This window comes from Arthrobacter sp. SAFR-044 (genome assembly GCF_059414985.1).
The window spans coordinates 57,046-82,352 of sequence record NZ_JBPFDN010000005.1; the positions used below are offsets into that span (position 1 = coordinate 57,046).

Genomic DNA, 25,307 nt, shown 5'->3' on the forward strand with positions numbered 1-25,307 from the left:
CGGAGGACCCACCCAGCTATCATCGGGCCGTTCAGAATGACTACACTCCCGTCGAGTGGAATCGTTGGCCGACTACCCTTTTCGGAGCTGCGGGCGGCGGTGATCGGGGAGCGTGAATTCGCCCAGAAAACGACCGAGCGAGTTCGAGAAATTGACCCCAGCGGAGGTTATGGACAATGTCCACACTTTTCGTATCGGGAGTACCTCGTACCCCCACGAACTGCTCCGGTTTCCGCATGTTTTCGAGAGTCCCCAGTGTTTGCAGGGGCTGGAATGTAGTTCGAGTCCCACCTCGGGCACAACAGATCGCCTCGTCAGGGGCTTTCTTGCTTTGACGTGTGCACAAAGCTCGTGCTTGGGCGCGTCTGACGCTAGGGGTGCTGGCTTTGGCCTGGCTGCCGGGGAGCCTATTCAGGTGCGTGGGGTGGCGGGTCCAAGTCCCTGGCTGGTGAGACTTCCGTGTGCTGAGCTCGGGTTTTGCGATTCCTCATTCCGGTTCTGTTTGGTAGGTCGGTGTTGGCCTACACCTATTCATGTGCCGGGGGAGCAGGAACGACATGACTGTTGCGAATCTGCTCTCCTACACGGCGGCCGGCGGCTCTAAAGGACAATCGGAGAGTGGCCTGTGTTGCTTTGTCCTGTCCAACCGGGTGTGTACAATGTCCACACTCATGCCTGGTTTTTCCGAGGCATGTGAGGGTTAGGTCCAGTGCCGGGTTGGATTTACAGACTTCACTACCAGAATGTCTGAAAAACGCCTCTGAGCTCAACCTCATGTGTCTTCGGTACCGGCCCGACGGCATATTGGGCTGCATCTGACTAGGTGAAGCCGAGGCGGACGCTCCTACTCCCGGTGGGCGGCCTGCGCGCCAGCGCGAATAGGCAGGCCTCGTAAGGCATCCTTTTTCTCTTTCACAGCTTGGAATTCGTTGACCACAACCTTGGCCGTCTCCTGATTGAGAGGCTGCTCGGCGAGCAGATCGACTAAACGGCCTAGGATACTGCCATACTGCGCGCTCAGGACCCGTGCAGCCCCGGCCAGCTCCCCATGCCCTTTGATCCGGGGGACTAAAGCGCAGATCGCGGCGGCCAAGGACACCACTGATACGAGAATCTTGGCTTCGATCGTAGGACTTTCACCGAGAGCTGGCCAGATGGCGAGACTGGTGACCGCTGCCAAGATGCCAGCGGCGATCGCCCAGAAGTCGGCTCTGCGCTGGTTTCGATCGGCGTATTGTGGGAGTTGGACAACCCAGAATTCGGTGCTATCCAGACACCGTCTGAGTCGCGCACCGGAGACAAGGGTTTCAGAATTCCCGTTGCTCTGCCCGTCGCTCATGGTCTTACCTCCTGCTTTGGTGGTAGATAGCTCAGTCGTGCTTGCCCAAAGATGGCCCAGCCGTCGTACCAACTTGGCAGACGTACTGCACGTCTGCGTATGTCCGCACAGCCGGGCGACAGGTTGGCCAACCGGTCCGCCACAACGCTTTGGATTTGCTTGTGCAACGGATGCAGATCACGTCTTACGGAGTGGCTCGGCGCGAGGACCGATCCCTGATCCGTCAGGAATCTAGGAGTGCCGACCACACCGCGAAGTTCTCCTGAGCGGCTGCAAAGGAACTTGACGCGGAATGCGTTGCGCCACGAAGCCTCTACGGGCGCAACGACGGCGACGGTGTGGTCAAAGTCTGCTGACGCCTTACCTCGGATGAACCCTTCGCCAGTTTGCTTGTCAATGTTGTTGCGTATTGCAGAGTCGGAACCACTACGCGAATTTGGGCTTTTTAAGGGGGTGAATGTTTTACGTCGTAATCCGGAGCAGTTCTGTTCACGGTTAGCTGACTGATAGTTGGAACCAGTTAGCCCAGCCCGCCCCGTCGTCCCACCAGCAGCTGTAGGCTTTGCCGTCCGAGCCGACTGCAATGACGTCAATGTGCTCGCTGTACCGGGAAATGGCCGTGACGGTGCTTCCTGGTGAGGCGACTCCGCCGGAGACCACGAACCAGGGAGCCCAGCCGGAGGTGTCATGCCACCAGGTGCTGTAGATCCGGTTATCCGTCCCCACTGTGAAGAGGTCCAGTTGATTGGAGTATCTCGCGATCGCGGTCACTTGGGACCCGGGTGACGCCACTCCTCCGGACACTTGGAACCATGTTCCCCAACCGCTGCGGACGTTCCACCATGTGCTGACTATGCGGCCGGAGGGGTCGGTCGTGAAGAGGTCTAGTTGGTCACGGTGACGGGCGACGACATTGACGGTCGCGTCCGGCTTCGCGGCCTGGCTGCGAACCCGGAACCAGGCCGCCCAGCCGGTCCGTTCGTCCCACCAGCAGCTGTAAACGATGTTATCGGTACCGACCACGAACAGATCCAGGTGGAATGGATAGCGGGCTATGGCCGTAACTTGTGCGCCGGAGGCCGCGATGCCTCCAGAGACGTTGAACCACCCCGACCATCCCGAGGCCTGGTCCCACCAGCAGGACATGACGCGACCATCGGAACCGATCGTGAAGACGTCGAGGTGCCCGGTGTACCGCGAGACGACGTTCACGGTCGATCCAGGCCTGGCGACGAGGCCGCCGAGGGCGAACCATTGTGACCAGCCCGCGCTCACATCCCACCATGCGCTGTACACGCGGTTGTCCGTGCCCACCGTGAACACGTCCAGATGACCGGCGTAGCGGGAGACTGCCGTTACAGGGGATCCGGGACCGCCCGGTGACGCTATCCCGCCCGAGAGGTGGAACCAGCCGGCCCATCCGCTCGAGGCGTCCCACCAATCGGACACAGTCCGGCCAGCCGCGTCGACGGCGAACACGTCCAGGTGCTCCGGGTATCTCGCCACCACTGATATTGGCGTCCGGCGCCGTGCATCGAGGGTGGCCAGGGGAGCTAACCTGTTCCAAATGACCGCTCGGCAGACCGCACAGAACGGTACGCCCAGGTTGCGCATCTTGCAGTCGAATTCCGGGCGGTATGCGCCGCAGTGGTAGTAGTGGGCGCCTTCGAACTCGCCGACAGTCCCGGAGGGAACTGGGCTGGGCCTGGCATCAATTGTCGAGCAGTTCGGGTTCGACATCGTGGGTATCGCAGTCGTCGCGGCTACGGCCCAGCGCCACTTGAGCGTGGTGCGATTGGTGTTGACCGTGACATTGGGCTCGGAGGGTTCGTTCGCGGGGTGCTGGTCGTGGCCGGTCTCGTTGCCGCCTGCATAATAGGGATACTCGTCGGCCAGACCGAAGGCTGTATGGCCGGACTCGTGGATGGCTATCTCAGTGGCCCCGCCCGCGAGCGAATACGTGGCCACGGAGCCCCCGGAACCGCCGTAGACCGTTGAATTGACGACGAGGATCGCGACAGTAAATTCTGGCACTTGTGCGGCGGCCACCATCAGCACCGTTGAGGCATTGCACACCAGCAGACGACGGATGCCGTTCCCGCCGAACGTCGCGTCGAAGTACGTGCGGGCTGTTGCGCCTGTACCGCCGGCCGACGACGGGTCATCAGCCCCCGAGTCTGTGGAATTTACGTTCACCCGGAAGACATTGATGACGGGAGCCAAGTCGCTGAATGGAGCCGCGCCTAGCAGTGCGGTCACGAATGATGTGCAGGCGGAGTTGAAACTGGTCTGTTCGGATGTTTGGAAGCCGTCCCCGAGCATGACGATGTTGAACGCGCGTTTGCGGGGGGCTGAACCGCTGATCTGCGTCGTGCCGGTCACCGAGCCATCTGACGTGGTCACTGTTCTCGCCCTCCGAGCTCAAGGTTGAATACTCCAAGTACTGTTTCTTCGCCTTTGGCGGAAGGCGATGGTGCCGCCAATCCCTCGGGCGGCGGAGTCGGCCTCCTGACGTCTAGCAAAGCTACAGAATGCGCGCCAACGGGTACCGGGACGATAACCGTGAAGGCGCCCTTGGGTCGATCTACCGTCACGCGGGTGATCGGCTCACCTGGGGTCTCGGGAAAGACTTCCGCGCTGGTCGTTTCGACTCTGACCGGAACCCTCGTTAAGCCCTTTCCCTCAGCGTCCCGGACCTCTGCGAACCGGCCCGAGCGTACCTCGGGTGGGGTGTCGAAACCGGTCAGGGCGACATCGACCTCGGAGCGGTGGATAAGGCGGATGTCGTCGCCGTCGTATTCAAAGATCATCCGAACACCTTTAGTGCCGGCGTTGTTATTAGGCATCTAGATCACTCTCGTTGGTTTGTCTAAATTTCGAAAGCTGGGAAGTGACACTATTTCCCTGTGAGGATGTTGGGCGATGTCAAGTGGAGGGTTTCGCCGCAATAGCAGTTTCGCGACTTGTGGGACATAGGTGACAGCTCCGCCTCAAGCCGGATAGTGCCGCTGCCAGCACGACGGCGATTATGCCTCGGGGTACCGTGCCTCCAATGCAACCCCCTAAAGGTAGGAAGCTTTGTAAGAGTTCTGAGAATTCTGGAAGTTCAGCACGCGGGCCGTTACTTCAGCGTTACTGCCAGCACTTGCTGAGTCGCAGGTACATGCCGTCACATCCGTTGACAATGCCTAAAGAATTCGCCAGCTTACACATATTGACCGAAGTTTTTCTCTGCCGCACGGAACAACTTCGCCTTCTACGACAACGACGGGAAGAATTTTGAGTAGGGGCGTCTGTTTCCCGAGAGGACGGGCGCCACGTTCCAAGTTCATGTCAGCTCTTAGCCACCGCTTGAACGCCGTCTGCCGGCGTCGAGGAATTGCAGGGACGCTGATGTCGGTTCGATGTCAAAGGTCCCCTCACTTTCAGCCGTAAGTTGGGTCTCGTTCCTCCAGGCAACCTATAGTGTCGGCAAACTTGGCGAGGAAGTTCCGTAGATGACTGTCCCCCTGAAGGTGGTGGGTTCGAATTGGGTGATCCGCTCGGAATCGAATCCAGCGTCAAGTCCCGCGTAAGTGATTGCCTCATTAACGGTGCCCGTGTCGGGGTCAGGATCCGCTTCTGCATAGAGAGGGGTCTGAGGGGCCACGTCACCGCCAAGATCAACATGGCAGCGACGACGAGCGCGGCACGGACGCCCTGAGCTCGCCGAATTTCCCCGATCATTGTCCGCTTTTTGAAAGCCCAAGGCACCGCCATGACCGGAGCGACCCGCTTGGTTACCGCGTTTCGCTGTTGCCGGGTCTTCCTGTGCTGACGTCCCCGTCTGTGTTTGAAAGGAGAGGCCTTTCTTCGGTCCAGTGGGGCCCTGGGTTACCAGTACATGATCGCAGCCTGGCCGGAACCGCCGGTCCAGTAGATGCGTACGCGGACAACGTAGTTTCGGCCTTGGAAGAGTTTGGCAGAGATGCTGGTATTGCGTTGCTGCCCGCTGTCGTCGTCGCCGGCCACGTACCGCAATTCACCGTTTACGTCCTCGAATAGGACGAGGACTGAGTCAGCTGTGCCGAAAGTGCCGATCTGATAGGTTCGCGATGCCGAGGGCTCAAGCCTGAAGTCGGCTTGCTCCCCGGGTTTCAGCGACAGGGTCCTTGTCTGGAACGGCTCGAGTTTCGGGAGTACGTTTGGAAGGGCCGGGTAGAAGCGTTTGACCCAATCCTTGTCGGTCGCGGAGAGGCCGCCGGCCGGAATAAGGCCCCCGTGGTACTGCGCTGGCTGCACGATTAGCCCTGCAGGGAACCAATACTCCATGACCGAGTTCGGGTCCCAGTTGGAGCCTTCGACTTCGCCGGCATCTATTTTCCGCAGGACGTTTTGGAAGGTCTGGTCCCTGGACCAGTTGTTTGGGGCGCCCCCAAAGTACCCATAGACCTTTTCTTCGTCCCAGACAATGCCGGCGAACGGGTTTTGGTGTTCATGGGGGAGGCCGAGAGTGTGGCCGATCTCGTGAAGGGCAGTGGTATGGCCGTAATCGTCTGTCAGGTCCCAACCGAAGTTCATGGTCGTCTCCGTGGTTCCGATACCGAGGATGTCGCGACCGACGTAGGACCAGGATCCGTCGGCCTGGTCGAACCCGACCCGTACCTCTGATTCACTTCGGTCCGTGACTTCCACGAATTCCAGTCCGATCGGCAGGTTCTTCCATTCGCTGAACGCGTCCCGGACGGCCTGATGCTGCGGTTCAGGCCCCTCTGTCAGAAAGTAGTGCAGCACGGTGCCGTTGACCCATTTGGATGCCAGGACGCGTATGAGCTCCAGCCGATTGGCCGGCAGTTCGCTGGGCAGTAACCGGACAGTTCTCGGCTTTACGCTGCAGTGTGGGCGAGTCGTGGTGTCGGCCATTTGTTACTCCTAAACGGTTCGGTTCTGAGGCCTACCACGCATCCTGGTGAGCCTGCTGCCGCGAAAAGTGGAACATGCGCCCTGTTACTGGGGCGTTACTGAGGACCGCGACGCTTTGGAGGGCTGAGAGGCCAGCCTCATGCGAGGCTGCTGTCTGCCGGGCTGGTTGCAGCGGCAAAGGCGCATTCCTGACCATATTTGAACGGGAAGTTAGGAGATCAAGCATGTGTTGAAAGCGGCATTAGGTGGATCCTCGTACCTACCCGCGGTGAGTTTTCCCTCGCATTGCGCCAGCCGAAGCAGGAAGGGGCAACACCAAGGACACGACCTTGGGGTGGAACCAGCACCAAGGTGCTACCACCCTCCCTGTTGCCATTGAGTGGACAGATCGGCCGTCCGATCAATCCGAACCAGGAAAGGTGATTTCAGTCCACAGGTTCTGGGGCCCGACCTGAACGCGCGCATCGGCAACGGGTGCATCAGCTCGCACGACTTGCGCGTTCACCTCGGCCAGAGCGGCCAGTAGGTTCCCGTTGGGTATGTCGCCCCACTGGTCGACCTTCCCATACGGGAGCATGGCGTAGGTACCGTGGTTGCCGATGGCGTTGGTGACGTAATCGCGCGGAGTGGCGTTGTGGGACCCGTGGTGGCCGATCTTATAGAAGGCGGGGTTTTTTACGAGTGCGCGGGCCGCAGGGTCTTGCAGGACGTGTTCCCAGGCGCCCTGTTGTGAGTCACCCACGAAGACGAGCCTGGTGCCGTCGACGTCCAGAACGAAGAAGATGCTGGTGTTGTTAACGGAGCGCTCGAGTATGGATGCCGCCGCCAGAAGTTCAGTCGCAGCATCATTAAGTGTCCCGAGGTTGAGCGACGGCAGGGTGCTGACCAGGTCGATACCGATGTGCTGGTTCACTTCGTCCGGAGTGACGCTGTAGATATCGTCGAAGAGTGGACCGGGCGGCTCGTGGGTGGTTTCCTCTTCCAGGGTATGTTGCATGGCGAGCCACTGAGCCGATGCCGGAGGGTTCATTCGTTTGAGCTGGTCCGGGTCCCGTGACGGTCCGAGGACGTGCACGGTGACACCTGGCAGTGAAGTGCGGATGACGTTGAGCTCGGCAATCCTGTCGGGGAGGTAGCTAACTTTCGGGATGTTGAGGAAGTGTTTGCCGTTGCGTCCCAGCAGACGGTCCATGGCGTCCTCGTTTCCAAGGGAGTTCAGGGCCAGGGTGCCGGCAAGGCGAAGGGCCACGGTTTGCGATGTGCCGTCGAGGGCCGTGGGTGCACGTCCGACTATGGTGTGCAAGCTTTTCGCTGCGCGGACGAGCCCGTTTTTCAGCTTCTTGGCGTCGTCGTCGGTCTCGTCTTCAACAAATGACACCCAGACTTCGCCAACGTGGACTGCGTCCCAGTCATCGTAGGCGAATCCCGTGATGTGGTCGGCGTGGTGGTGTGTTGCCACGAGCACATCAAGGGTCGGTGGTGTTCCCGGTGGGGCCGCTTCGGTAAGGTCCGAAATGATCGCCCGGACGACGTCGAGGAGGGGTCGTGCCTTGCCTAGACTATGGACGCCGCAGTCCACGAGCATCCGCCATGCCCGTTCGCCCTGCTTGACGGTAATCAGGAAGGCATCGCCGAAGCCGACATCATACATGCGGACGGTGACAGAGGAAGCGGGCATGTTCAGGCTCCATCCATGACAGCATGCAGGCGCGCGAAGGACAGCCGCAGTGTAGCCGGTTCGACTGTCCAGGCCGAGAGCGCGTCCCTGTCTTCGACTTCCCCCATCCAGTCGCGAATCGCTTGCACTCGTTCGGTGCCACTCTTGTCGAACGCGAGGGCGGCCTCTTTGATGTCCGCCGACAGATCGTCGAGTTTCGTGCGGTCCGAGAGTGGCAAGGGTTTGGTGACGAGGAATTCGACCCGGCCGTCCACGCGGGCGATGACGGTTGTGCCAGCGCGTATAGCTGCTCGCTGGATCCGCGGGATCTGCGCCCCGGTCTCGTCGGTCCTCTGATCTTCCAGGTCGTCACGGCGTTGGGCGAACTGGATGACGACAATGGGCCGAGGTTGCCGGTCGGAGGCTTGGAGGTAGACGGCTTGGGCGCTGACCATCTCGATCTTTCCCGCGGCTTGGTCAAGGCCGAGTTCGTAGGCGTGCACCTCGCCCCAGCGGTGAATGACTTCCCGAAGATTTCTCGCAGTGACCCGCGAGCTTAGATGGGCACGTACTGCCTGTCTGGGGACCGCCGGAGCCGGAGCGGATTCCCGGGGAGGTGGAAGGGCGTCCGCATCATCGGCGAAGGGGACGGTGCTGCCGGGGTCAAGTTCGAGGGTTGCTGCCGAGAACAGCGGTGCCAAGTCGACGCCAGCTATTCCTCGGCTTAGGTTGAGGTCCAGCGGCGGTTTGGGCCAGAGCAGGGCCTCGTCGGCAAGCGAGCTCACTTTCGGCGGGAAAATGCCACGTCGACGGAACGCCTCGACCAGTGTTGCTCTGAGTTGTGCAGCATCATCGGGATAGAGTCCTTGATCGGCTGTAACGATCGCTCGGACGACATCCCCGAAGGTCACGTCCACCACGGGGAGGTATTCGAAAGCGCGTATCACCATTCCCAGGATACGGTCGGCATTCGTCGCCGCTGCGGCGGTGACGCGTGCGACCAGGTCGGGCGGCAGCGCGCCAGGGGGCAGAACGCCAGTGCCTGCACTGGCGATGCGCCGGAGATCGGCAATCTGCGATGTGTATGTGTCAATGAACGCATCGAATACCGCGGTGACGAAGCAGGCACCTCGATCGTGCGGTTCAACCGCTTTCAGGAAAGCATCCGGGCTCCGGGGGGAGCCTATTGCTGACCTCAGTGCCGCGCCCCTGCCGGTGGACTCGCCGAACTCGATTGCGAGGTCCAGGAGTGCAGACCCTTCCTCGAGCGACCCGCGCGACTTAGCTACCGCGTCGGAGACGACTTCGGGGAAGCTGAAGTGGTTGAACAACGCAACGAGGTCGGCGATTGCTTCATGCCATGCGAGCACGTCGGGGTGGGTAGGTTCGGAGAAGTACTTGCGCATGCGGTGCACGATGGCGTGAGTGACTTCGTGGGCGACAACGTCTACGGACAGGCAGGTGAACATCATCTGCCCCGGCAGGTTAGCGCCGGGGTCCCTCGAGTCGGCACGGAAGTAGCCAAAGAGGACAGCGCGCCGATCCTTGTCGAAGTAGGCGTTCCGTCCCTCGAAGGCGTGCGGGACGATGCGGAGCTTGTCGTCGCCACGCCAGCGGAAGCGGAACCCGCCAAAACGTTCGAAGCGTTCGATTACGCTCATCGCCACTGCATAGACGACTTGCTGGTGGGTTCTGGGGTCGCTTTCGGTGGGGCGCATCCCTTGCTGGGCGAGAGGTGCGGCGGCGTTGAGGTCAACCGGCAAATACCAGAGGCCGCGGACCCCGTCATAATCGACGACCTGCAAGAGTCGTCCGGACGGTCCCGGCCTGAGGTCTGTTTCGAATGCGATGTCAATGATGAGAAATCGGCCGGACAGACGAGTCGACATGGGATCGAATGCGTAAGCACGTAGTAGCCGCCGGGCCGGCAACAGGGACTCAGGCCGGTTTTTCTTCGTGGTTGTCATTGCTGAGGCCCCGCCGATGCGGGTACAGCCGGGTGCCCGGCCCAGTGTGGGTCGACCCAGACCACGTTGGCCGGTGCCTTGAATCTGGGATCCGCCAGGGCTCGGGCATTCACGCTTTCATGGACCGATGCACCGGCGGGGACTTTCCTGCTGCGTGTGCCGAGGAATACCCATGCCCAGCCGCGGCGGTGAAGCTTCGCAGATGCATCTGCCGCCGTGACCGAGCAGGTAGCCTCGGCAGCACGGGACCGAACCAGCAGACCGTTCGCAATTCCACCCTCGACAATCCACTTCAGCGGGATGGTAGAGAGCCGAGGGCTAGGAGTCTCTTTGTGCAGTCTGTGTGAAGGACCAGGGCCTGGTTCGTCGTCGAAGGTTCCTCCGACATCACTGTGGACCCCGGCGAACCAAACCTCTTCGACCGATCCGTCTGTCCGCGCGTCCGCCAGATACTCCTTGAAGGGCGCTCGTTTCTCATGGATTGACACGGCGTGGCGGATGCGCGCAGCGTTGGGAAGTTCGCGGGTGAAAGGCCAAGTGATCTCCCAGCGCAGGAACCCGGCGGCTTTGACAGTGTCCCATAAGCCCAAGTACTTCACCGGTACCGTGGATTTGCCGCCCACCTGGCGCGCGAACACCTCGGAGGTGTAATGGACCTCGTCCCAGTCGATCTTGTCTTCGCCGCCTCGGCGGGCATACGTTGCGATGACGTACGGGACGAGGTTCTCCGATCCAGGTCTCAGCATGCCGACGGTGCGAAGGATGCCGACGAGGGCGCGGGCGGTGTAGGCTCCACGACTGAACCCGAAAATGAAAACCTGATCGCCCGGCGCCCAGTTTTGCATTAGCCATGTATAGGCCTCGGCCAGGTTCTGCCGCAGACCCCACCCGAATGCGAGGCCACCTAGTCGAGAGATTCCTCTAGCGAGAGGAGTCCACGCGCCAGCAGACGCAAAAGTGCCCACCCCTGGGTCGTAATAGGCGATCTGTTTGGCGGGATCTGAATGATCGAGCATTTTGTACAGCAGGACGACGTTGGTGTTGCCCTTGGCACGTAATTGTGCACCTGTACCGTCGAGACACAGGACGAGATTCCTGGACATCTGACGCCTTCCCGTAAGTTCCTACTGCACCTGAAGCCTCACTCCAGCGCTTAAAGCAAGCACATGATGGACAATGACGCGTTACTACGGCGTTACCAGAATCCGCGGCACATATGCCATAAATGAGTTTGGCATTCAGGGATGGATGGACTTGTCCTAGATTCACGCGTACCTCCCCAAAAGGACGAACTCCACTGACACTGGGGACAGGAGCGACCCTGTTTCTGGCGGTGATCAGCACTTTGCATTAGTAGCAATGCTCTCGGTGACTGGATTTTAGGAGGGCGGTTTCTCCAGGCATTGCACACTCTGGCAGGCTTTTGCGTGTGGCAGGACAGACATTAGGGGAGAGGATGTAAAGCGCGAGTCGGGTTGCCAGTTCGAGTCGGGTTGCCAGTTCGAGTCGGGTTGCCAGTTATTGAATCGTGGACTGGTAGATTTGCGGTGACGGCTGGGGCCGATTTTTCGTTGAGCCCAAACCGTGGGTGGCGTATGGTCTCCAGTGCGGAATGCGCCGCTGGCACCGCCGACCTCAAGTCATCACAAGTCTTAGCAGGAAGTGTGTCCTTCGTGCTGCGACGAAGCCCTGCACTTTTGCGGGCGGCCAGATTCCTACCACTTTCGCCAAACAGAAGCATGAAGAGGCGAAAGATTGCATTACAGCTCAAATCTGCCACTGGTCTGTGAACCCAAGTTGAAGGTGCCTTCTGCCGGGTAGGGCTTGCACATTATGCCGTCCACGGTCAGTTGGGCGGGGCAGCGCAGCTTCAAATTGACGAGAGCAGAGGCTTCGGCCCTGGCCATAGCAGACTGTCTCCCGGGCGCTTTCAGCAGTCCATTGCGGATGGCGACTTTTTGCGCCTGTCCCACCCGGCCGTTCCAAATCTCTGGGCTGCCCTTGATGGGCTGCACGGTCTCCAGCTGAATCGTTACCATGCTCCACCCGTTGAGACGGGGATGCTCTTCCACTGCCAGCACTGTTCCGGTGATGTTCGCGAGGTTTTCGATGGCCTGCACCATGGAGCTATTGTCCGTTGGGGGATGGGCAGAGTCCAGCAGCAGCGAGGCCAGGGCGCCACTGATGTCGGCTCCGGTATGTTCTTGGTAGTAGCTGTAGGCTGGCATCGGGTTGGCCTCAAAGCAGACCCACCGACCACTCGGGGTGCGCCGTAAGTCGATACCGCAGAGGGGAAGTCCAAGGCTGGTGGCCAGACGAATGCAGGCATCTCGTATACCGCTGTCGAGGTCGATTTCCGTGAGCTGGACTTCGGTGCCAGACCGGGCGGCGTAGCGGTAATCGTCAGCATCAGAGCTGATTTCGGTGGCGAAAGTGCGGCTGCCAACCACATGCACTCGAACATCTGTACCGGGAATGGAAACTTGGAACTGGGTAGGCAGGATCCGGACCAACGGCAAGCGTTCCAGATGGCGATTGCCGAGTTCAGCCACAATTGAGCGAACGCCGCTGATTGATTTGAACACAATATGTCCCGCGCCCCTTCGGAATTTCTCAATCTCCTTCGGGTCGTTGCTGACAAGGGTTTCGGGGACCTCCAGTCCTGCCGCGGCTATCAGCTGGGACTGGTACGGCTTAGAGGCATTTGAAGCCATGGCCCAGGGGCGGTTGACGACCAAGGCAGGGGTGAGGTCTAACCATTGTGTAAACAGTGCGTGGAATGTCTGGATGTGTGACGCCTGGTCGAGGTCGGTCGGAATGACGAGGCTGAGCAGTCGCGCGTACACGGATCCGATGGCCGACAGCTCGATGTCCTCGCCGGCCGCCCTCAACTGGCCGTCCACTTGTCCGCCATCAAGGTTGATTGCCAAGCTCGCGTATGCAAGATGTCTGTCGTCGATGAAGATGTAGCTGGCGTTTCGTCGCTGGAGGGCGTCCAGCAGCAGTGCAATGGGTGGGTCATCAGGCCGCCCGAAGACAAGGATCAAGGCCCCTCCCTTCGGGTTCCTCCCCCATCAGGTGCACGACGACGTCGACTTCCCCGTCCTGCGCCAGTGGCGGCATGCAGTTCACGCGAGCCAGCTTCAGCTCACCCTCGGACTGGACGAACTTGAACGAGGCAAGCACCAGCCCTAGCCGCCGGGCCACCTCCAGGCATTGCAGTCCAAACACGGGTGCCAGCGGACCGCGAACCCGTTGTCCTGCCACTAGTAGGTCACTACCGGCGCACCTATCCTGAAGACATGTGTCCGTCGCGCTGTATAGAATCAGGTCGGGCGTTGCGGCGGGGGCAATATGTACTCTTAATCCCACCGCAACGGCCGGAACGATCCACGACAGGGGTGGCCCGTAGGCACCAGCCAGCAAGCCAGGACCCGCCCGGTTTATGACTCGGGGACCGAGGCTCGCCAGCCAACCCGTCAGAAGGGCTTGAAATTCTGCCGCTGCGTAATCCCGGTCTTTCACCGAAGCCGTCGTGAAAGCCGGCACGAAAGGCGGGGAAGCCATCCGGTTCAACACCGAACGGAGAATTCGGTCATCCACTGTTCGACCGTCCGGAACAACGATCGTGGTGTGGCACGCACCTGTGGGAGATACAGTGTGCAACCACTTGCTTCGGCTGAGTGCTTTCGGGCTGACTTGGAGCACGCCCTGTCCGCCGTGCAGGATGGAGAGGCAGCGCGTCACCCGCGCCGCTCCACTATCCTGCGGATCGGCAATGACGAGGAATGCGATGCTCATTGCGGGGGCGGCGCGTCAAAGGAGACCTTCGCGTCCCTGTCTCCCTGTTCCATTCGGCTGGTCAAATCGCTGCCGGAGCCGGGGGAGCCCCCTCCACCGATCAAGTCCGGCCTTTGATCCGCACTGATGAACGGCTCGACAGCGCCCAAGGACGATGCGAGAAGGCCCTCCAATGCTGCGACCCGGTCTTCCAGTTCACTAATTGCTCCCAAGAGGGGGGTGGTCCCGGCGTCGTCTGCCCATGCATCCGGCAAAGAGGAGACTGGCGGGGCCGCGCTGTCATGCTGATCCTTGTAATCCTTTACCCCGCTCTTGGTGTCGCGGAGGTCTTTGACGACTGACTTGTCCAGCAACCGCGGCTTGTCCTGACGGTCCTTGAGTTCTTTGAACGACTCCTTGGACGTCACCACATCCTTGGAGTCCTTCAGTTCCTTACGCGGCCCCTTCGTGCTAACAGAGATCCTGACTGTCATAGTGGGCGCCGAAGGGGATATAGATGTCACGGAGACGGACGTTGCCTGGCCCGTGTAGGAGTTCGACGAAGGGGTGCTGCTGCCGTTGAAGACGGTGTTGTTGGCCGTGCCGGGATAGGGGTCTCCGGCGTCCCCCCGATTCTGGTTGAGTTCCAGATTCCGTTTGCCGTCCGCCTGCGCCAACCCGACCTTATAGTGGTTTTCGTCGGTGTTACCCGGCTGGTTGTCGTCGATATGCCAGATCAGGAGTCCGTCACCGGGAAGGTCGGAGTCGTAGCCAGTGCGTTGGCGGTTCTCCAGCAAAAAGTACTCCGGCCCGCTGCCGCCGTCTTTCCATAGCCGGTGGACTTTGCGGCTGATCTTCACGTCCGGAAGGCTGACTGTGCCCGCGGTCGAGACGTTGATGGTAGAGGACCACCCCTGCTGGACCTTGCACCAGGCCGAGGGGTGTGCAGGAATATCGCCGCCGCCGTTCCAGGAGCCTGCGCCCATCAGGCACCAGTTGCCCACGCCTTCCGACGTGTCGTCGGTGTCATAGAGGTCTGGAAAGCCGAATAGCAAGTGTCCAAGTTCGTGGGCGCAGACGCCGATCCTGCTGTCCTCAGGAATCGTAAGATAGGCGAAGATCTTCTTGCCGTCGGCGGACCGCTCAGTGGGCAGGTTCCATTTGTGTGACCAAATGTCGCCCGGGTTCAGCGTTTCTTCTCCGCCACGGCCGGCGTGCACGACGATGAAGGCGTCGACGTAGTTGTTGCCGTCGTTGTCGTACGGGCCGAAGTCCACATTGGGATCGGCTGCAGCGGCCGCGTCATCGGCCATAATGTTCGCCCTTGCCGTACCGCTGGGCCTGCCGATCCCAAAATTCCCGTTGGCATACCACGCGAGCGTTTGAGGCAGCGTATATGGCCCCACAACTTCGCCGGAAAGGTCCACCAGCCCTCCAGTAACTTCGGAGTAGTATTCGCGAACGCTGCCATGCGGCAGCACGCCCGTGGAAAAGAACAGCTCCGAAAAGTGGGCGGCAGTCTGACCAAGCTGCTTGTCGCTGAATTCGACGAGGACGACGATGACCCTGACCGTTCCTCGCAATGGCGCCCGTGCTGCTGCCGCCGCAGCCATCGAACGTGCGGGAGTACCGGGTGCGAAGTGCTCGGGCGGGAAGATCAAGCCATCGTCAAAACCAAGCGGACGGCTGTGGGCGGCAAAGCCCAGGAGGGAGGTAACTCCCCTTTCCTCAACGGAACGGAGTCGGGAAACTTCTTCGTTCAAGCGTGCTTTCGCATCGGGGCTCATGGAAACCGCGCAGAGATCACCTGGGAATATGCTGGAAGCGCCGTCGCTGCCCGGAACCTTTTGCTGCATCACAATTCCTTCTTTCAATGCTGTCGGCGCCACCGAATGGGCGTTCCAAAAACAGCGGAAGTCGGCGACGCGGGCGGGCGGAAGCCCAGCGCAGTGAAATCTAGCGAAGCGGCGTTATCGCCGCGTTACCGCAGAACGGGGCTGTCGGAGCCAAACGGGTTGACCGCACACTGCCACACTGCCGCCGCGGCACTATCGAACGTTCCGGCGGTGCCCACCCACACCGAAAACGCATCAACTTGCCGCCCGAGTTACCTCCGATTGCTCGCCTTTCGCCCTGTGGGAGCGGGCGGCTACGGCATTAAACTCGTGGGCGGGAGTTCGGGACCTGACACCGATCGGCATGCCTGCGGCTCGGTAATGTTGGCGGCTCAAATCGCGCCGGCCCGCGAAGCGACCAGTAACGTGCCAGTAACGCGGCATGCATTAGTTTGCCCATACCCTGAGCCTTGAACTTGACCAGTAGTAACCGATTTTCCCTTAATGCAAACACACCGTCGCTCTCCAAGGGTGTAGCCATGACCGAGCAAGGTCCCGAGACTCACGCTGTGCAAGGCCGGACGGCCAGCAAAGACGTCGGATCAACGAAGCGCCGACGGATCTGGGTCCAACACGTAGACGTCGACACGGCTCGCCTTGAGAGCCGCATAGCAGCCATGCGTAAGCGTGAGCCCAGGTTGACCCCCTATCAAGAATCCATAGCTGATGCCGTGTGTTCCTTTTCCCATAAAGCTTGGCTTGCGGCTAATAGACAGGATCCTGTACCGCGGGCAATAGCTAACTGGTGGCGAGGCACCCTCGTTGAGGCCGCGTACCGAAATCTCCACGCAGCCCGAGCCCAAATAATCGACCTGTACAGCCCGGCGGAGCTTCGCGCAGAGATACCCATGGTAGTTGCCCGTGCTAATGCCACGCTTCATCGTGACGATCCAAGACGCATTACCATCGATGAACTTCAGCAGGAAACTGTTGAAAATCTTCGGCCCCGGATGCGGCGCGTGGTCGCAGACAGCTACGAGCGACTTGACCTTGAACACGCTCAGCTCCGGAGCTTCCGGAATATTGTCCTGATATCTGCCTGCTTCCTCGTGCTCCTCTTGGTCCCGACCGTGTGGTTTGTTGCCGAGAACCCAAGTTTCATCCCCTTCTGTTTCCCTGGCGAGCCGTCATCCAATGGAGCAAACGTGCTTCAGACGAGACATTGCCCAACAAGTTCAGGGCCTCAAGCAGTGCCAACCGGAAACGACGTTCTAGTCGTCGCACTCTTGGGCGCATTGGGGGGTACCACTGCCGCAACTCTTGCCATACGGAATCTAAAGGGGACCTCGACACCGTACGACGTGCCCGTCGCACTTGCCTTTCTCAAGGTTCCGCTTGGAGTGCTTGCTGCCATTCTGGGGGTCGTGGCTATCCAGGGAAGTTTTGTGCCGGGCCTGTCGCGTTTAGATTCACAGGGGCAGATCCTGGCCTACGCTCTCCTCTTCGGTTTCGGACAACAGGCACTTTCGCGGCTGCTGGACAAGCGGGCGCAAGAGCTCGTCGAAGGCCTTCCAGGGGGGACAAACGCTGAACCATTACCACCAGGTGCTGGCAAGCTCGCATCGGAAAGTATCATCCGCGGAGATGCGGCTGCGAGCAGGCCTTAAGTAGACCCGCGGAAGTGGGTGTGTTAGCTGCATTGCCATTAAGAGCATAGCTCTCCGCGACCTTCACGAGTGTAAGGGCTCAGCGCCGTGGGCGTTAGCTTCCGGCCGCTCGGCAATGAGCGCCGTTCGGACGTGCGACCGGTATCGCGATGCAAACGGAACGGCCATTAGGGGACAGCCCCCGCTCACGGGCCGTGCTCAATGTACGCTCCGAGGAAGGCGCCTGCGGGTTCAGTCGTTCACGGGAATCAGGTCCGATGCTGCTGGTGTTGGGGAAACAATAGGGGGATCGACCTTTTCCCTGCGGTTGTCGGACGCCTCGGAGCCGTACCGCCCGGCATGGCAGGGCGCCTCAGGCGAATTATGTAAGCAGCAGAAATATCAAGAGTCTTCTTTGCGTTTGCAGAACGGCGGCAGGTTCTCGGCCTTTTGGGAGAGAGTTCTCTCACCGTCAAAATAGGGGAGAACGGCACGTTGACACGGGTCTGTGGAATGAGGATCCTCGTTGCTACGAGTTGAATCATCAGAATTGACGGCATCGAAACTGGGTTCCCATGGGCGATGATGACTTTGGCGAATTGGAATTAGGGCTGCTCCGCTCTTGGCGATTGCTTCGGAACGGAGTGCATTTGCACGTTGCGGCGCGGCAACAGCGTCTTGTCGCTGCATTAGCCATAAAAGGTCCGTGTCTTCGTAGTTATGTTGTTGGTTTGCTGTGGCCAGAGTACCCGGATGTCAGGGCGTTGGAGAGCTTGCGAGTTAGTGTCCATCTGATTTCACGGCAAGTTCCAGGACTGATAGTGAACGAGGGGCAGTTGCTCTCCTTGAACTGTCGCGTGCTAGTGGATTTGGATAGGCTCCGCGCCGCTGTGAACGCTGCGACAAACAGTCAGGTGGTAGGGAATTCTGATCTTTTCCTGCTACATGAGTGCCGGGATGCCGTCCTGCTTCCAGGTTGGTTCGAGGACTGGGTTATTTTTGAACAGAACCGGCTGCAGCAGGATCGGCTGCGCGCCTTTACCGTGCTTTCTCGCAAGAGCCTCGCCGCGGGTGATTCAGACATTGCCGCAGCCGCTGCCGAGGCGGCCTTGGAGATCGAGCCGCTTTATGAGGATGCTGTCCGAAACTTGATTTCCGCAGAACTGAAGCGCGGAAGCTTCGCTGCTGCGCTTCGCGTTTACGAGCGCTTTCGCAAGCATCTCGCCAATGATATGGCCCTCGTGCCGTCCGAATCTTTGCAGACCCTTATTGCCGGTGCGCTTAGCAATCAGACACGCGCCCGAAGAGAAGCCTAGTAGCCGCCGCTGGCTCCAGCCTGGACGGCAAGCCAGCGCTTGACAACACCTAAGACTTCGGCGGGGTCTGAACTGGATATCTCTTTCCCGGAAGGTTCCGATGACTGCCCATAGGTTACCCGAGCTCGAAAGCCTGGACGCTGTCCAAGTTCATGCCATGTTCGGATCACCATGACAGCGGTGGTCGGGGCGCCTTGATCTGCGCCAGTACCGTTAGCAGAATCAAACCCGTGGTCGTCCGACACGCTTTTTCCCTTTCATAATGCGGGCTACTGCCCCTCGACAATAGGCGGGGATGTATCCTGGATCTTCTGCCAGTCTGACGGTGTTCCGCCTGCTAGCAGCCCTTCGTTGCCTAGCTTTGATCCTGCCCATGCTGGATCAGGAGTATGTCCCGTCTTTCTGCAAAATTAACGCAAGATTGCCCGCACTATGATGCCAATTGCTCTGGAAGCGGTATTGCAGCAAGTGCCAGCCCGGCTACCGATCAAGGGACACATCAGATAACAGGCAGCTTTGATACTTCAGTTTCGACAGCGCGTCTGGATATCTGGCGGCATGCCTTCAAGGCAAAAAACCCAGCCCGACCCATAGGTGTGTGGGGCGAGGCTTGATGTTCTCTAGAGCCGGAATTGGGGTGTGCACCTTGTCCACCCACGGCATGCCCGGACTTTGGCGACAAACCCCCAGGCAGCTGTGGACCGGTTGCAGCGACAAGACCACCCTCATCATCGGAATGCAACCAGCGTCTCCAAAGGGAATTGTCTTTTTCTGTATATGGGAAAGAGGTATGTCCGTGTCTCGGGGGCGGCAGTACCCCCAACCGCAGGGGCCGCATTCTTCAGGCCTGGGGGCGCGGTACTGCGTGCTTCAGCTGTACGGCCGTAGGTTCTCAATGGGCTGTTGAGCTTTGGAAGGGACGCGCCGGAGCCGGTTCCTTCGCCGCCCCTCTAGGTGTACTGAGTCAGGACGTTGGTTACATCGTGAATAGGTGAGGACCTCTTAGGTTGGTGGTTACCACACACAGCCAACGACTAAGAGGTCCTCATGTCCCACCGTAATGCCCGCCTGACCCGGAATGGTAGGCGGATCCTCGTCGAGCGCGTCCTCGCAGGCCGTCCCGTCGCTCACGTTGCGAAGGAAATGGGCGTCTCGCGGACTTGCGCGCACCGCTGGCTCAGCCGGTACCGTGCCCACGGCTGGGACGGCCTCGAGGACCGCAGCTCCCGACCAAGATCCTGCCCCCACGCCACCTCGGCGGAAGTCGTTGCCGATGTTCTGACCCAGCGCGTGGAGTACCGCGAAGGGCCAATGGACCTGGCTTTGCGCTGCGGCACAAGCGCCCGGACGGTCTCCCGGATCCTGGCCAGGGCGGGCATGCCCAGGTTGTGGGATCTGGACCCGGTGACCGGGGAACGGATCCGGGCTTCCCGGGCAACCGACCGCCGCTACGAACACGACGCCCCAGGGGACATGATCCATATCGATGTCAAGAAACTTGGCCGGATCCCCGACGGCGGAGGCTGGCGAGCCGACCCTTCCCAGAGCGCGGCAAACCACCGCAAGTCGCATCAGAGGATGGGCTTTGACTACGTCCACGTCGCCGTGGACGACTACACCCGCTTCGCCTACGCCGAGGTTCTGCCCGACGAGAAAGGCCCGACTTGCGCCGGGTTCCTCACCCGGGCCACCGCCGCCATGGCAGCGAACGGCGGCGCGCCCGTCAAACGCGTCATGACGGATAACGCTTTCGCCTACCGGCTCTCCCGCGACTTCCAGGACGCACTCGCTGCGCTGGGCGCTAAACACATCCTGATCAAACCCCGCCACCCCTGGCAGAACGGCAAAGCAGAACGCTTCAACCGCACCCTCCAGGAAGGCTGGGCCTACCGCCAACCATTCACCTCAAACCAGGCCCGGACAGACGCCCTGCAGCCTTGGCTAAACTTCTACAACAACCACCGGCCCCACGGGAGCCTCGGAGGCAAGCCACCCATCAGCAGGTGCAACCAACCTACTGGCTGAGTACATCTAGGGATCTCCCAAGACGTGTTTTCTCGTGGAGCGCCCGACACCTGACGGAGCCTGATTCCTAGGCAAGCGTCGTAAGAAGGCCTTGGACTTCTAAAGAAACTTTTGGCCTGCGGTTGTTTTGTGGCCCTCGGGCGAATAGTTACGGTCCAGCCCGTCACGCAGTTTTATCGCTACCTCAACTGGGCATTAACGCCCTGCCACGTACGCAATTCGATGAACGTCATTGACGAATCGGCGACCGCGCCCACGATACCCAGCTTGAGATCGGTCCAGAGGTAGACGTTCTCGCCGGCATTGGTCTTGTAACATGCATACCTGCCGGTGGTCGTCGCCCCGTCGATGAAGACGCCCCGGCCCGGATTGATGGAAAGGCATGTGCTTGTCGGCATCGTCGTTCCGCCGCTCAGGTATGAGTAAACCTGTTCAACAGCTTGGACCGATTCGTACTGCTGGAAGTAGATCCGGTGAGGGTCGCCGGAAGCGGGTGTGCAGGCTAATTCGACTACCAGGCCTTGTGCCTGGGCGGGATCCTGCTCGCTTTCCTGGCGGCATCGGCCGTTGAACGACTCCGGGAGGTGGCTGAGCAGCACTTCAGCCGCGGTGGGTGGTACAGCTTCGGGGGTCTTCCTAGGCGGGATGGATTCCTCCGGCTTCACCAGCCCATCCGTCTCATTGCTCAGCAGCAGCACCTTGACCTGGGTGCCCACAATGCCTGCCAAGACCAATGCGACCAGCGTCGCCCCGGCGGCGATGAGTGCCGGCACGCCCCGTCGCACAGCGGCAGCATTCCGCCGGTGCGGGGACCGTTCGATTACCTGCATCAAGCGTTCGCGTGTGGCTGGTTCCAAAGTGTCAAAGTACGTTTGGGCCGCATCGGGGAACTTCCGCTGCGCGAACGCCATGAGGTTCAGGTAGCGGTTGGTCAGATGCGGCTCATTCATCGCGAGTTGGGCCAATCGCGGCAGCCAACGGGAGCTCACCCTTGCCGCCTGATCTAAGACTCCGCTGACCTCTAGACTGGGAATCAGCTCTTTGCCCACTAAGAGACGGTTCATCATGGCTGCTGCCGCCCATATGTCGCCGCAGCACGCTGTGCCGATTTGGTCGCCTGAATATGTCGTGGCCCTGAAGTACGGGGCCAGGAACAGGTTGAGGAACTTTAGGTTCTCTTGACCATCTAGCCATGCCTCCAGCAGCGTAAACTGCCGGTGGCGTGCCTTTAACCGCCCGAATTGGGAACCCAGCAGGAATACGAGCTGGGGACGCTTTTCGTCCTCCTGAAGGTCTGCGACGAGGCCGCCCTCCAAAAGGATGATCCGCGTTCCCAGGAAATTCCACGTGGTAGCCGGGCTCGATGCCTTCTCCGCAACGTAGACGTCAACCCGGCGCCGGTAGTCCAGGCTGGTCCGCACCTCCTCGATAATCACGGCAAGCCGCGGGAGGGTTTCGGGCGCCACAAGCACTGCGCTGCCGAGTAACCGAGAACGGTGGATTAGGACCAGCACCCATATGGAGAGTGCCGCTATGAGAACGAAGGTGACGACGGGCGCCAGGTAGGGCACCACCAGTTCGGGTAGGATGATGAAGCCCCAAAGCGCTAATGCCCCGAACACGATAACCGTGGATGACAGCGCCAGCAGAAACCGACTGAATTGGTAGGGGTGTTCCAGCTCGCGGACATCCACAACGGGCACGTTCGATGTGGGCGTCTCCGGTAGAGACTCTTGCGCCGCGGAAGCGGCAACGGAGGTCTGGACCCCGGCACCCGGCGGCGCGTCCGGTTTGCGCGGTATCGTACTCATTTCACACCCCAAGTGACGGGCTCAAAATCTGACCCTAGTTTGAATGGTCCGCGTTATCGGTGCGTTATTCGGTGGCCCTTTCATTAGAAAGTGCCGCTGGCAGCCCTGCCGATGACGAAAGGCCTTGCGGCACATGGTAGAGAGCGTCATAAGTTGTGACGGTTGGGCCGGTTTCGAAGCTCATTGGGCGATAGACGCCCGGCGTGCTGCGCGTCCTTGAGGGATGTGGACCGTTCGACGGTGGCCGCGCGGTGCAGGACTGGTGCGCCGCGTTGAGGGGAGAGGAAAGGCGAGAGCGACGAGTGACGATTGCGTCAGGACAAAGAAAGACCGCACCCTGTCCTTGAAGGGTGTGGCCGTGGGGTTTGAGTTCTCTGAAGGGTCAGAATTAAAGTGTGGACGTTGTCCACACTTTTTGCTTCGGATGGAGTCTTACTGCCTTCGTACTGCCGCCGTTTCCGCATGTTTCGCGGGTTCCCAGTGTTTGCAGGGGCTGGAATTTAGTTCGAGTCCCACCTCGGGCACGTTGTTTCCGCATGTCAGCGGCTTTTGGCGTGAGTAGTGTTGACAAAGCTTGACATGACTTTGCATGAGGCGTATACCGGGTCCGATTTGCGTGGCAGAGCTGTCGTACCGTCACCGCCCGAAGGTGCATAGTCCGAGTCAGCACACCTGTGGCTTGCACCGGAACGCGGGCCGAAACGACGTCTATTTCGACGGCAGGCTGTTGCAGTCCTACACAACCCGCGACGGCGCAGCGCCGTACTTTCTGGTCATCAATGTGGGTTACTGGTCGAGGTCACCGGTGTTCGGACCCGCCGCTGCGGTCCGGTCGACTACGTCAGGGACTGGGAAATGACGCAGTTTGCATAGGTGGTGATGCAGACGCCCAGGTTGGTGTGCGTCGCGGCCCGGTTCCCGCCGCTGTGTTCGGGCCTGCCAGGTTTTCTGTACTGGGCTCAACCGGTTCCGTCGATCCGCTCTCCAGCGGCGGGAGCTACATCGGTGCAGCTGAATACAGTCCGGGCAGGAGTTCGGGGTTTGCCGGGACGAAGACCGCAAATACGATGAGCGCAGTTCCGACGATCTTGCTGGCTATGCGGCCTTGGGTCCAGGTCTTTTCCAGGAGAACGGTTACGGCGACGATGACCATCCAGGCCAGGTTTGATAGGCCGACTGCCGTCTGAATCTCGGAATGTCTTCGCCCGCTGCCATCGGTCGGTCGCTGACGTCAGGCAACAGGCTGACAGGGTAAATGCCAGAGCTATAGCCGTCGAGCCAGCATGATGGAGTCGTGCAGCTCGAAACTGAAAGAAAGAACCCGATGAAGATTGCCGTCCTGGGTATTGCCGCTGTTCTGCTTCTCGCAGGTTGTTCTTCACAGCCAGGAGCCGCAGCGCCTTCAGCAGCTGATACTGTGCCCGCCTCCCCAAGCCCCACACAGACGGTCACCCCTTCCGCGACTGCGTCGGTGACAACTCAGCCCCTGGGGAAGGGAACGATTGATGATGCCACTTTGGACCAGGCTTTCCTTTCAGGAGCCCGGAAGATGGTCCCTTCCAGCATCGATGACGCGACCTTGATCTCCATGGGGCGGGGAATCTGCACAGACCTTGCTGCGGGGGTCTCCGCCCAGGCGGCCTTGGACAAGGTCAAGGCCCACGGGCTTAGCCAGAACGACGCGTTGATACTTCTGGTCGCCGCCAAGACGGTGTACTGCTCAACCGTGAAGTGAGACAGGGCCGGCTACAGGCGGACCGTCGGCTCGGCATGCGTGTACCGTCTTGACAGTCGTCGTGGGCTCCATCGTGGCGGCTATCTCGACAATCTCCCTGGTCACCTGCGCCCGCGCCGACGGGATCTTCATCAGCCAGGCCCGGTCCCTTGCCTGCGGCGTCCTGCTGATCCTGCATTTCCCGCTGACCCACTTCCTGGACGGTCTGATGCTGCCCTGGCTGGAGAAGGTCGGCTCCGTGGATGGCGACACCACCGCCTCCTACTGGGCCACACTGGTCCTGATCGTGGCCGTGCAGCTCATCATCCTGCCCACCCGCCGGGAACTCTAAGAGACGTACATCGCTGACCGGCTCAGCCGGCGCGACGCGGCGTAACCCGCCTGCTGTCAGGACCTGAGGTACACCACTGCGTAGATGACGGCGTAGGCGACAAGGCCAATCACGAATCCCAGCACGTTTCCGTAGTTGGAGTCGTTGGCCGCTGAAACCGGAATCATGTCGCACCACCAATGGTCCGCGATCCGTCGATAGCCCCCAGTCATGGAGCCGTAGCACTCAAGCCTGCCAAATTCCAGAATTCCCGAGCCCACGAAACCAGCTAGGGGAGCCGGAGCGAAGCCCCATGCCGGAAGGGCATGCTTGACAGCGTTTTCATGACGTTTTTCCTCGGCCGCCTCACGTTGGGCTTTTTCCTCCCGGATGCGGCGCTCCGACTCGTCCATCCAGGAGGTATGGACCCGCACCAAGGGCCGGACAAGGGTGGTTTTCCCTAAAGGCGAAACGAGGGGTGAAAAACGCTGCGGTTAGGCTAAGCATCGGTACCGCACACATAACGTGAGGTGACCCGGCGCGGCCTTCGTGGCCTCCCGTGCACCGCGCCGAGACCACCGTCGGATTTCCGCCGGTGGTTTCTCCACTGCCCTGACCCGCCGACCGACACGTGCGGCCGGGCCGCCACGATAGAGGAACCACCCATGAGCAAGCCCGCACGCCGCCTGAGCGTCGCCGTCACCGCAGGGGCCGCCATGTCGGCCGTTGCCCTGTCCACCCTGATCAGCGGAACCTCCGCGTATGCCGCCGCCCCGTCCGCCCTCCATGCACCACTGCAACCGTCCTCGACCAGCACCTACACCGTCGTCGCCGGAGACACGATGAGCGGGATCGCGCTCCGGCACGGCGTCAGCCTTGCGGCCGTTTTCGCAGCCAACAACATGAACATGGGCACGATCATCTACCCCGATCAGAGCATCCACCCGCGAACTTCGTCCCCGTACGCCTAATGGGCTGGGCGAC

At 60.4% G+C, this 25,307-nt stretch carries 19 protein-coding genes; 6 read left to right on the forward strand and 13 right to left on the reverse strand.

What is annotated here, in order from left to right; genetic code table 11:
* Window positions 1–844 precede the first annotated feature (844 nt).
* From ACR65J_RS09435 to ACR65J_RS09480, 10 genes are all read right to left on the reverse strand, one after another.
* A complete protein-coding gene (locus ACR65J_RS09435) occupies window positions 845–1,339 on the reverse strand; it encodes a hypothetical protein (protein WP_440168077.1) in 495 nt (164 codons plus the stop codon).
* 495 nt (window positions 1,340–1,834) lie between these two features.
* Complete coding sequence (locus ACR65J_RS09440; RefSeq protein WP_440168078.1) at window positions 1,835–3,742, reverse strand: M64 family metallopeptidase; 1,908 nt, start codon at window positions 3,740–3,742, stop codon at window positions 1,835–1,837.
* A complete protein-coding gene (locus tag ACR65J_RS09445) occupies window positions 3,739–4,149 on the reverse strand; it encodes a hypothetical protein (protein WP_440168079.1) in 411 nt (136 codons plus the stop codon). The genes ACR65J_RS09440 and ACR65J_RS09445 overlap by 4 nt, the downstream gene beginning before the upstream one ends.
* Window positions 4,150–5,212: 1,063 nt before the next feature.
* A complete protein-coding gene (locus tag ACR65J_RS09450) occupies window positions 5,213–6,241 on the reverse strand; it encodes a M12 family metallopeptidase (protein ID WP_440168081.1) in 1,029 nt (342 codons plus the stop codon).
* Between the two features lie 400 nt (window positions 6,242–6,641).
* Complete coding sequence (locus tag ACR65J_RS09455) at window positions 6,642–7,919, reverse strand: ComEC/Rec2 family competence protein (RefSeq protein ID WP_440168083.1); 1,278 nt, start codon at window positions 7,917–7,919, stop codon at window positions 6,642–6,644.
* Between the two features lie 2 nt (window positions 7,920–7,921).
* Window positions 7,922–9,865, reverse strand: a complete 1,944-nt coding sequence (locus tag ACR65J_RS09460; protein ID WP_440168084.1) for a gluzincin family metallopeptidase — start codon at window positions 9,863–9,865, stop codon at window positions 7,922–7,924.
* Window positions 9,862–10,968 (reverse strand): T6SS phospholipase effector Tle1-like catalytic domain-containing protein, encoded by a 1,107-nt coding sequence (locus ACR65J_RS09465; RefSeq protein ID WP_440168085.1) that lies wholly within the window; start codon window positions 10,966–10,968, stop codon window positions 9,862–9,864. The genes ACR65J_RS09460 and ACR65J_RS09465 overlap by 4 nt, the downstream gene beginning before the upstream one ends.
* A gap of 657 nt (window positions 10,969–11,625) precedes the next feature.
* Window positions 11,626–12,912 carry an ATP-grasp domain-containing protein gene (locus ACR65J_RS09470; protein ID WP_440168086.1) on the reverse strand — a complete coding sequence of 429 codons (1,287 nt, stop codon included), beginning with the start codon at window positions 12,910–12,912 and terminating at the stop codon, window positions 11,626–11,628.
* A 750-nt stretch (window positions 12,913–13,662) separates the two neighbouring features.
* Window positions 13,663–15,534: a M6 family metalloprotease domain-containing protein gene (locus tag ACR65J_RS09475; protein ID WP_440168087.1), complete on the reverse strand. Its 1,872-nt coding sequence runs from the start codon at window positions 15,532–15,534 to the stop codon at window positions 13,663–13,665.
* A 548-nt stretch (window positions 15,535–16,082) separates the two neighbouring features.
* The gene (locus ACR65J_RS09480) at window positions 16,083–16,538 is read right to left on the reverse strand and encodes a hypothetical protein (RefSeq protein ID WP_440168089.1); all 456 of its coding nucleotides are present in this window, start codon (window positions 16,536–16,538) and stop codon (window positions 16,083–16,085) included.
* Between the two features lie 303 nt (window positions 16,539–16,841).
* Between ACR65J_RS09480 and ACR65J_RS09485 the strand changes: the two genes are divergently transcribed.
* The 3 genes from ACR65J_RS09485 to ACR65J_RS09495 all read left to right on the forward strand — a co-directional run bounded on the left by ACR65J_RS09485 (window position 16,842) and on the right by ACR65J_RS09495 (window position 20,467).
* Window positions 16,842–17,147, forward strand: coding sequence for a hypothetical protein (locus ACR65J_RS09485; protein WP_440168090.1), 306 nt, complete (start codon window positions 16,842–16,844; stop codon window positions 17,145–17,147).
* Between the two features lie 869 nt (window positions 17,148–18,016).
* Window positions 18,017–18,442: a bacterial transcriptional activator domain-containing protein gene (locus tag ACR65J_RS09490; RefSeq protein WP_440168092.1), complete on the forward strand. Its 426-nt coding sequence runs from the start codon at window positions 18,017–18,019 to the stop codon at window positions 18,440–18,442.
* A 1,047-nt stretch (window positions 18,443–19,489) separates the two neighbouring features.
* A complete protein-coding gene (locus tag ACR65J_RS09495) occupies window positions 19,490–20,467 on the forward strand; it encodes an IS481 family transposase (RefSeq protein ID WP_440168093.1) in 978 nt (325 codons plus the stop codon).
* A 179-nt stretch (window positions 20,468–20,646) separates the two neighbouring features.
* Here ACR65J_RS09495 and ACR65J_RS09500 read toward each other — a convergent pair whose 3' ends face one another.
* Both ACR65J_RS09500 and ACR65J_RS09505 read right to left on the reverse strand, forming a co-directional pair.
* Window positions 20,647–22,278, reverse strand: a complete 1,632-nt coding sequence (locus ACR65J_RS09500) for a M48 family metalloprotease (protein ID WP_440168094.1) — start codon at window positions 22,276–22,278, stop codon at window positions 20,647–20,649.
* 997 nt (window positions 22,279–23,275) lie between these two features.
* Complete coding sequence (locus ACR65J_RS09505) at window positions 23,276–23,467, reverse strand: copper chaperone (protein ID WP_440168451.1); 192 nt, start codon at window positions 23,465–23,467, stop codon at window positions 23,276–23,278.
* A gap of 135 nt (window positions 23,468–23,602) precedes the next feature.
* On the opposite strand from ACR65J_RS09505, the gene ACR65J_RS09510 reads away from it, so the two are divergent.
* Window positions 23,603–24,013: a DUF732 domain-containing protein gene (locus ACR65J_RS09510; RefSeq protein WP_440168453.1), complete on the forward strand. Its 411-nt coding sequence runs from the start codon at window positions 23,603–23,605 to the stop codon at window positions 24,011–24,013.
* Between the two features lie 49 nt (window positions 24,014–24,062).
* Entirely contained in the window at window positions 24,063–24,344 is a 282-nt protein-coding gene (locus ACR65J_RS09515; protein WP_440168096.1) for a hypothetical protein, read from the forward strand.
* 56 nt (window positions 24,345–24,400) lie between these two features.
* Here ACR65J_RS09515 and ACR65J_RS09520 read toward each other — a convergent pair whose 3' ends face one another.
* Entirely contained in the window at window positions 24,401–24,736 is a 336-nt protein-coding gene (locus tag ACR65J_RS09520; RefSeq protein WP_440168098.1) for a hypothetical protein, read from the reverse strand.
* Window positions 24,737–24,988: 252 nt separating this feature from the next.
* Between ACR65J_RS09520 and ACR65J_RS09525 the strand changes: the two genes are divergently transcribed.
* Window positions 24,989–25,294 carry a LysM peptidoglycan-binding domain-containing protein gene (locus ACR65J_RS09525; protein WP_440168099.1) on the forward strand — a complete coding sequence of 102 codons (306 nt, stop codon included), beginning with the start codon at window positions 24,989–24,991 and terminating at the stop codon, window positions 25,292–25,294.
* Window positions 25,295–25,307 lie beyond the last annotated feature (13 nt).

Coding starts and splice junctions, on each gene's coding strand:
- ACR65J_RS09435 (WP_440168077.1), bottom strand. CDS start 1,339: ATGAGCGACGGGCAGAGCAACGGGAATTCTGAAACCCTTGTCTCCGGT.
- ACR65J_RS09445 (WP_440168079.1), bottom strand. CDS start 4,149: ATGATCTTTGAATACGACGGCGACGACATCCGCCTTATCCACCGCTCC.
- ACR65J_RS09450 (WP_440168081.1), bottom strand. CDS start 6,241: ATGGCCGACACCACGACTCGCCCACACTGCAGCGTAAAGCCGAGAACT.
- ACR65J_RS09455 (WP_440168083.1), bottom strand. CDS start 7,919: ATGCCCGCTTCCTCTGTCACCGTCCGCATGTATGATGTCGGCTTCGGC.
- ACR65J_RS09460 (WP_440168084.1), bottom strand. CDS start 9,865: ATGACAACCACGAAGAAAAACCGGCCTGAGTCCCTGTTGCCGGCCCGG.
- ACR65J_RS09465 (WP_440168085.1), bottom strand. CDS start 10,968: ATGTCCAGGAATCTCGTCCTGTGTCTCGACGGTACAGGTGCACAATTA.
- ACR65J_RS09495 (WP_440168093.1), top strand. CDS start 19,490: ATGTCCCACCGTAATGCCCGCCTGACCCGGAATGGTAGGCGGATCCTC.
- ACR65J_RS09500 (WP_440168094.1), bottom strand. CDS start 22,278: ATGAGTACGATACCGCGCAAACCGGACGCGCCGCCGGGTGCCGGGGTC.
- ACR65J_RS09510 (WP_440168453.1), top strand. CDS start 23,603: ATGAAGATTGCCGTCCTGGGTATTGCCGCTGTTCTGCTTCTCGCAGGT.
- ACR65J_RS09520 (WP_440168098.1), bottom strand. CDS start 24,736: ATGGACGAGTCGGAGCGCCGCATCCGGGAGGAAAAAGCCCAACGTGAG.
- ACR65J_RS09525 (WP_440168099.1), top strand. CDS start 24,989: ATGAGCAAGCCCGCACGCCGCCTGAGCGTCGCCGTCACCGCAGGGGCC.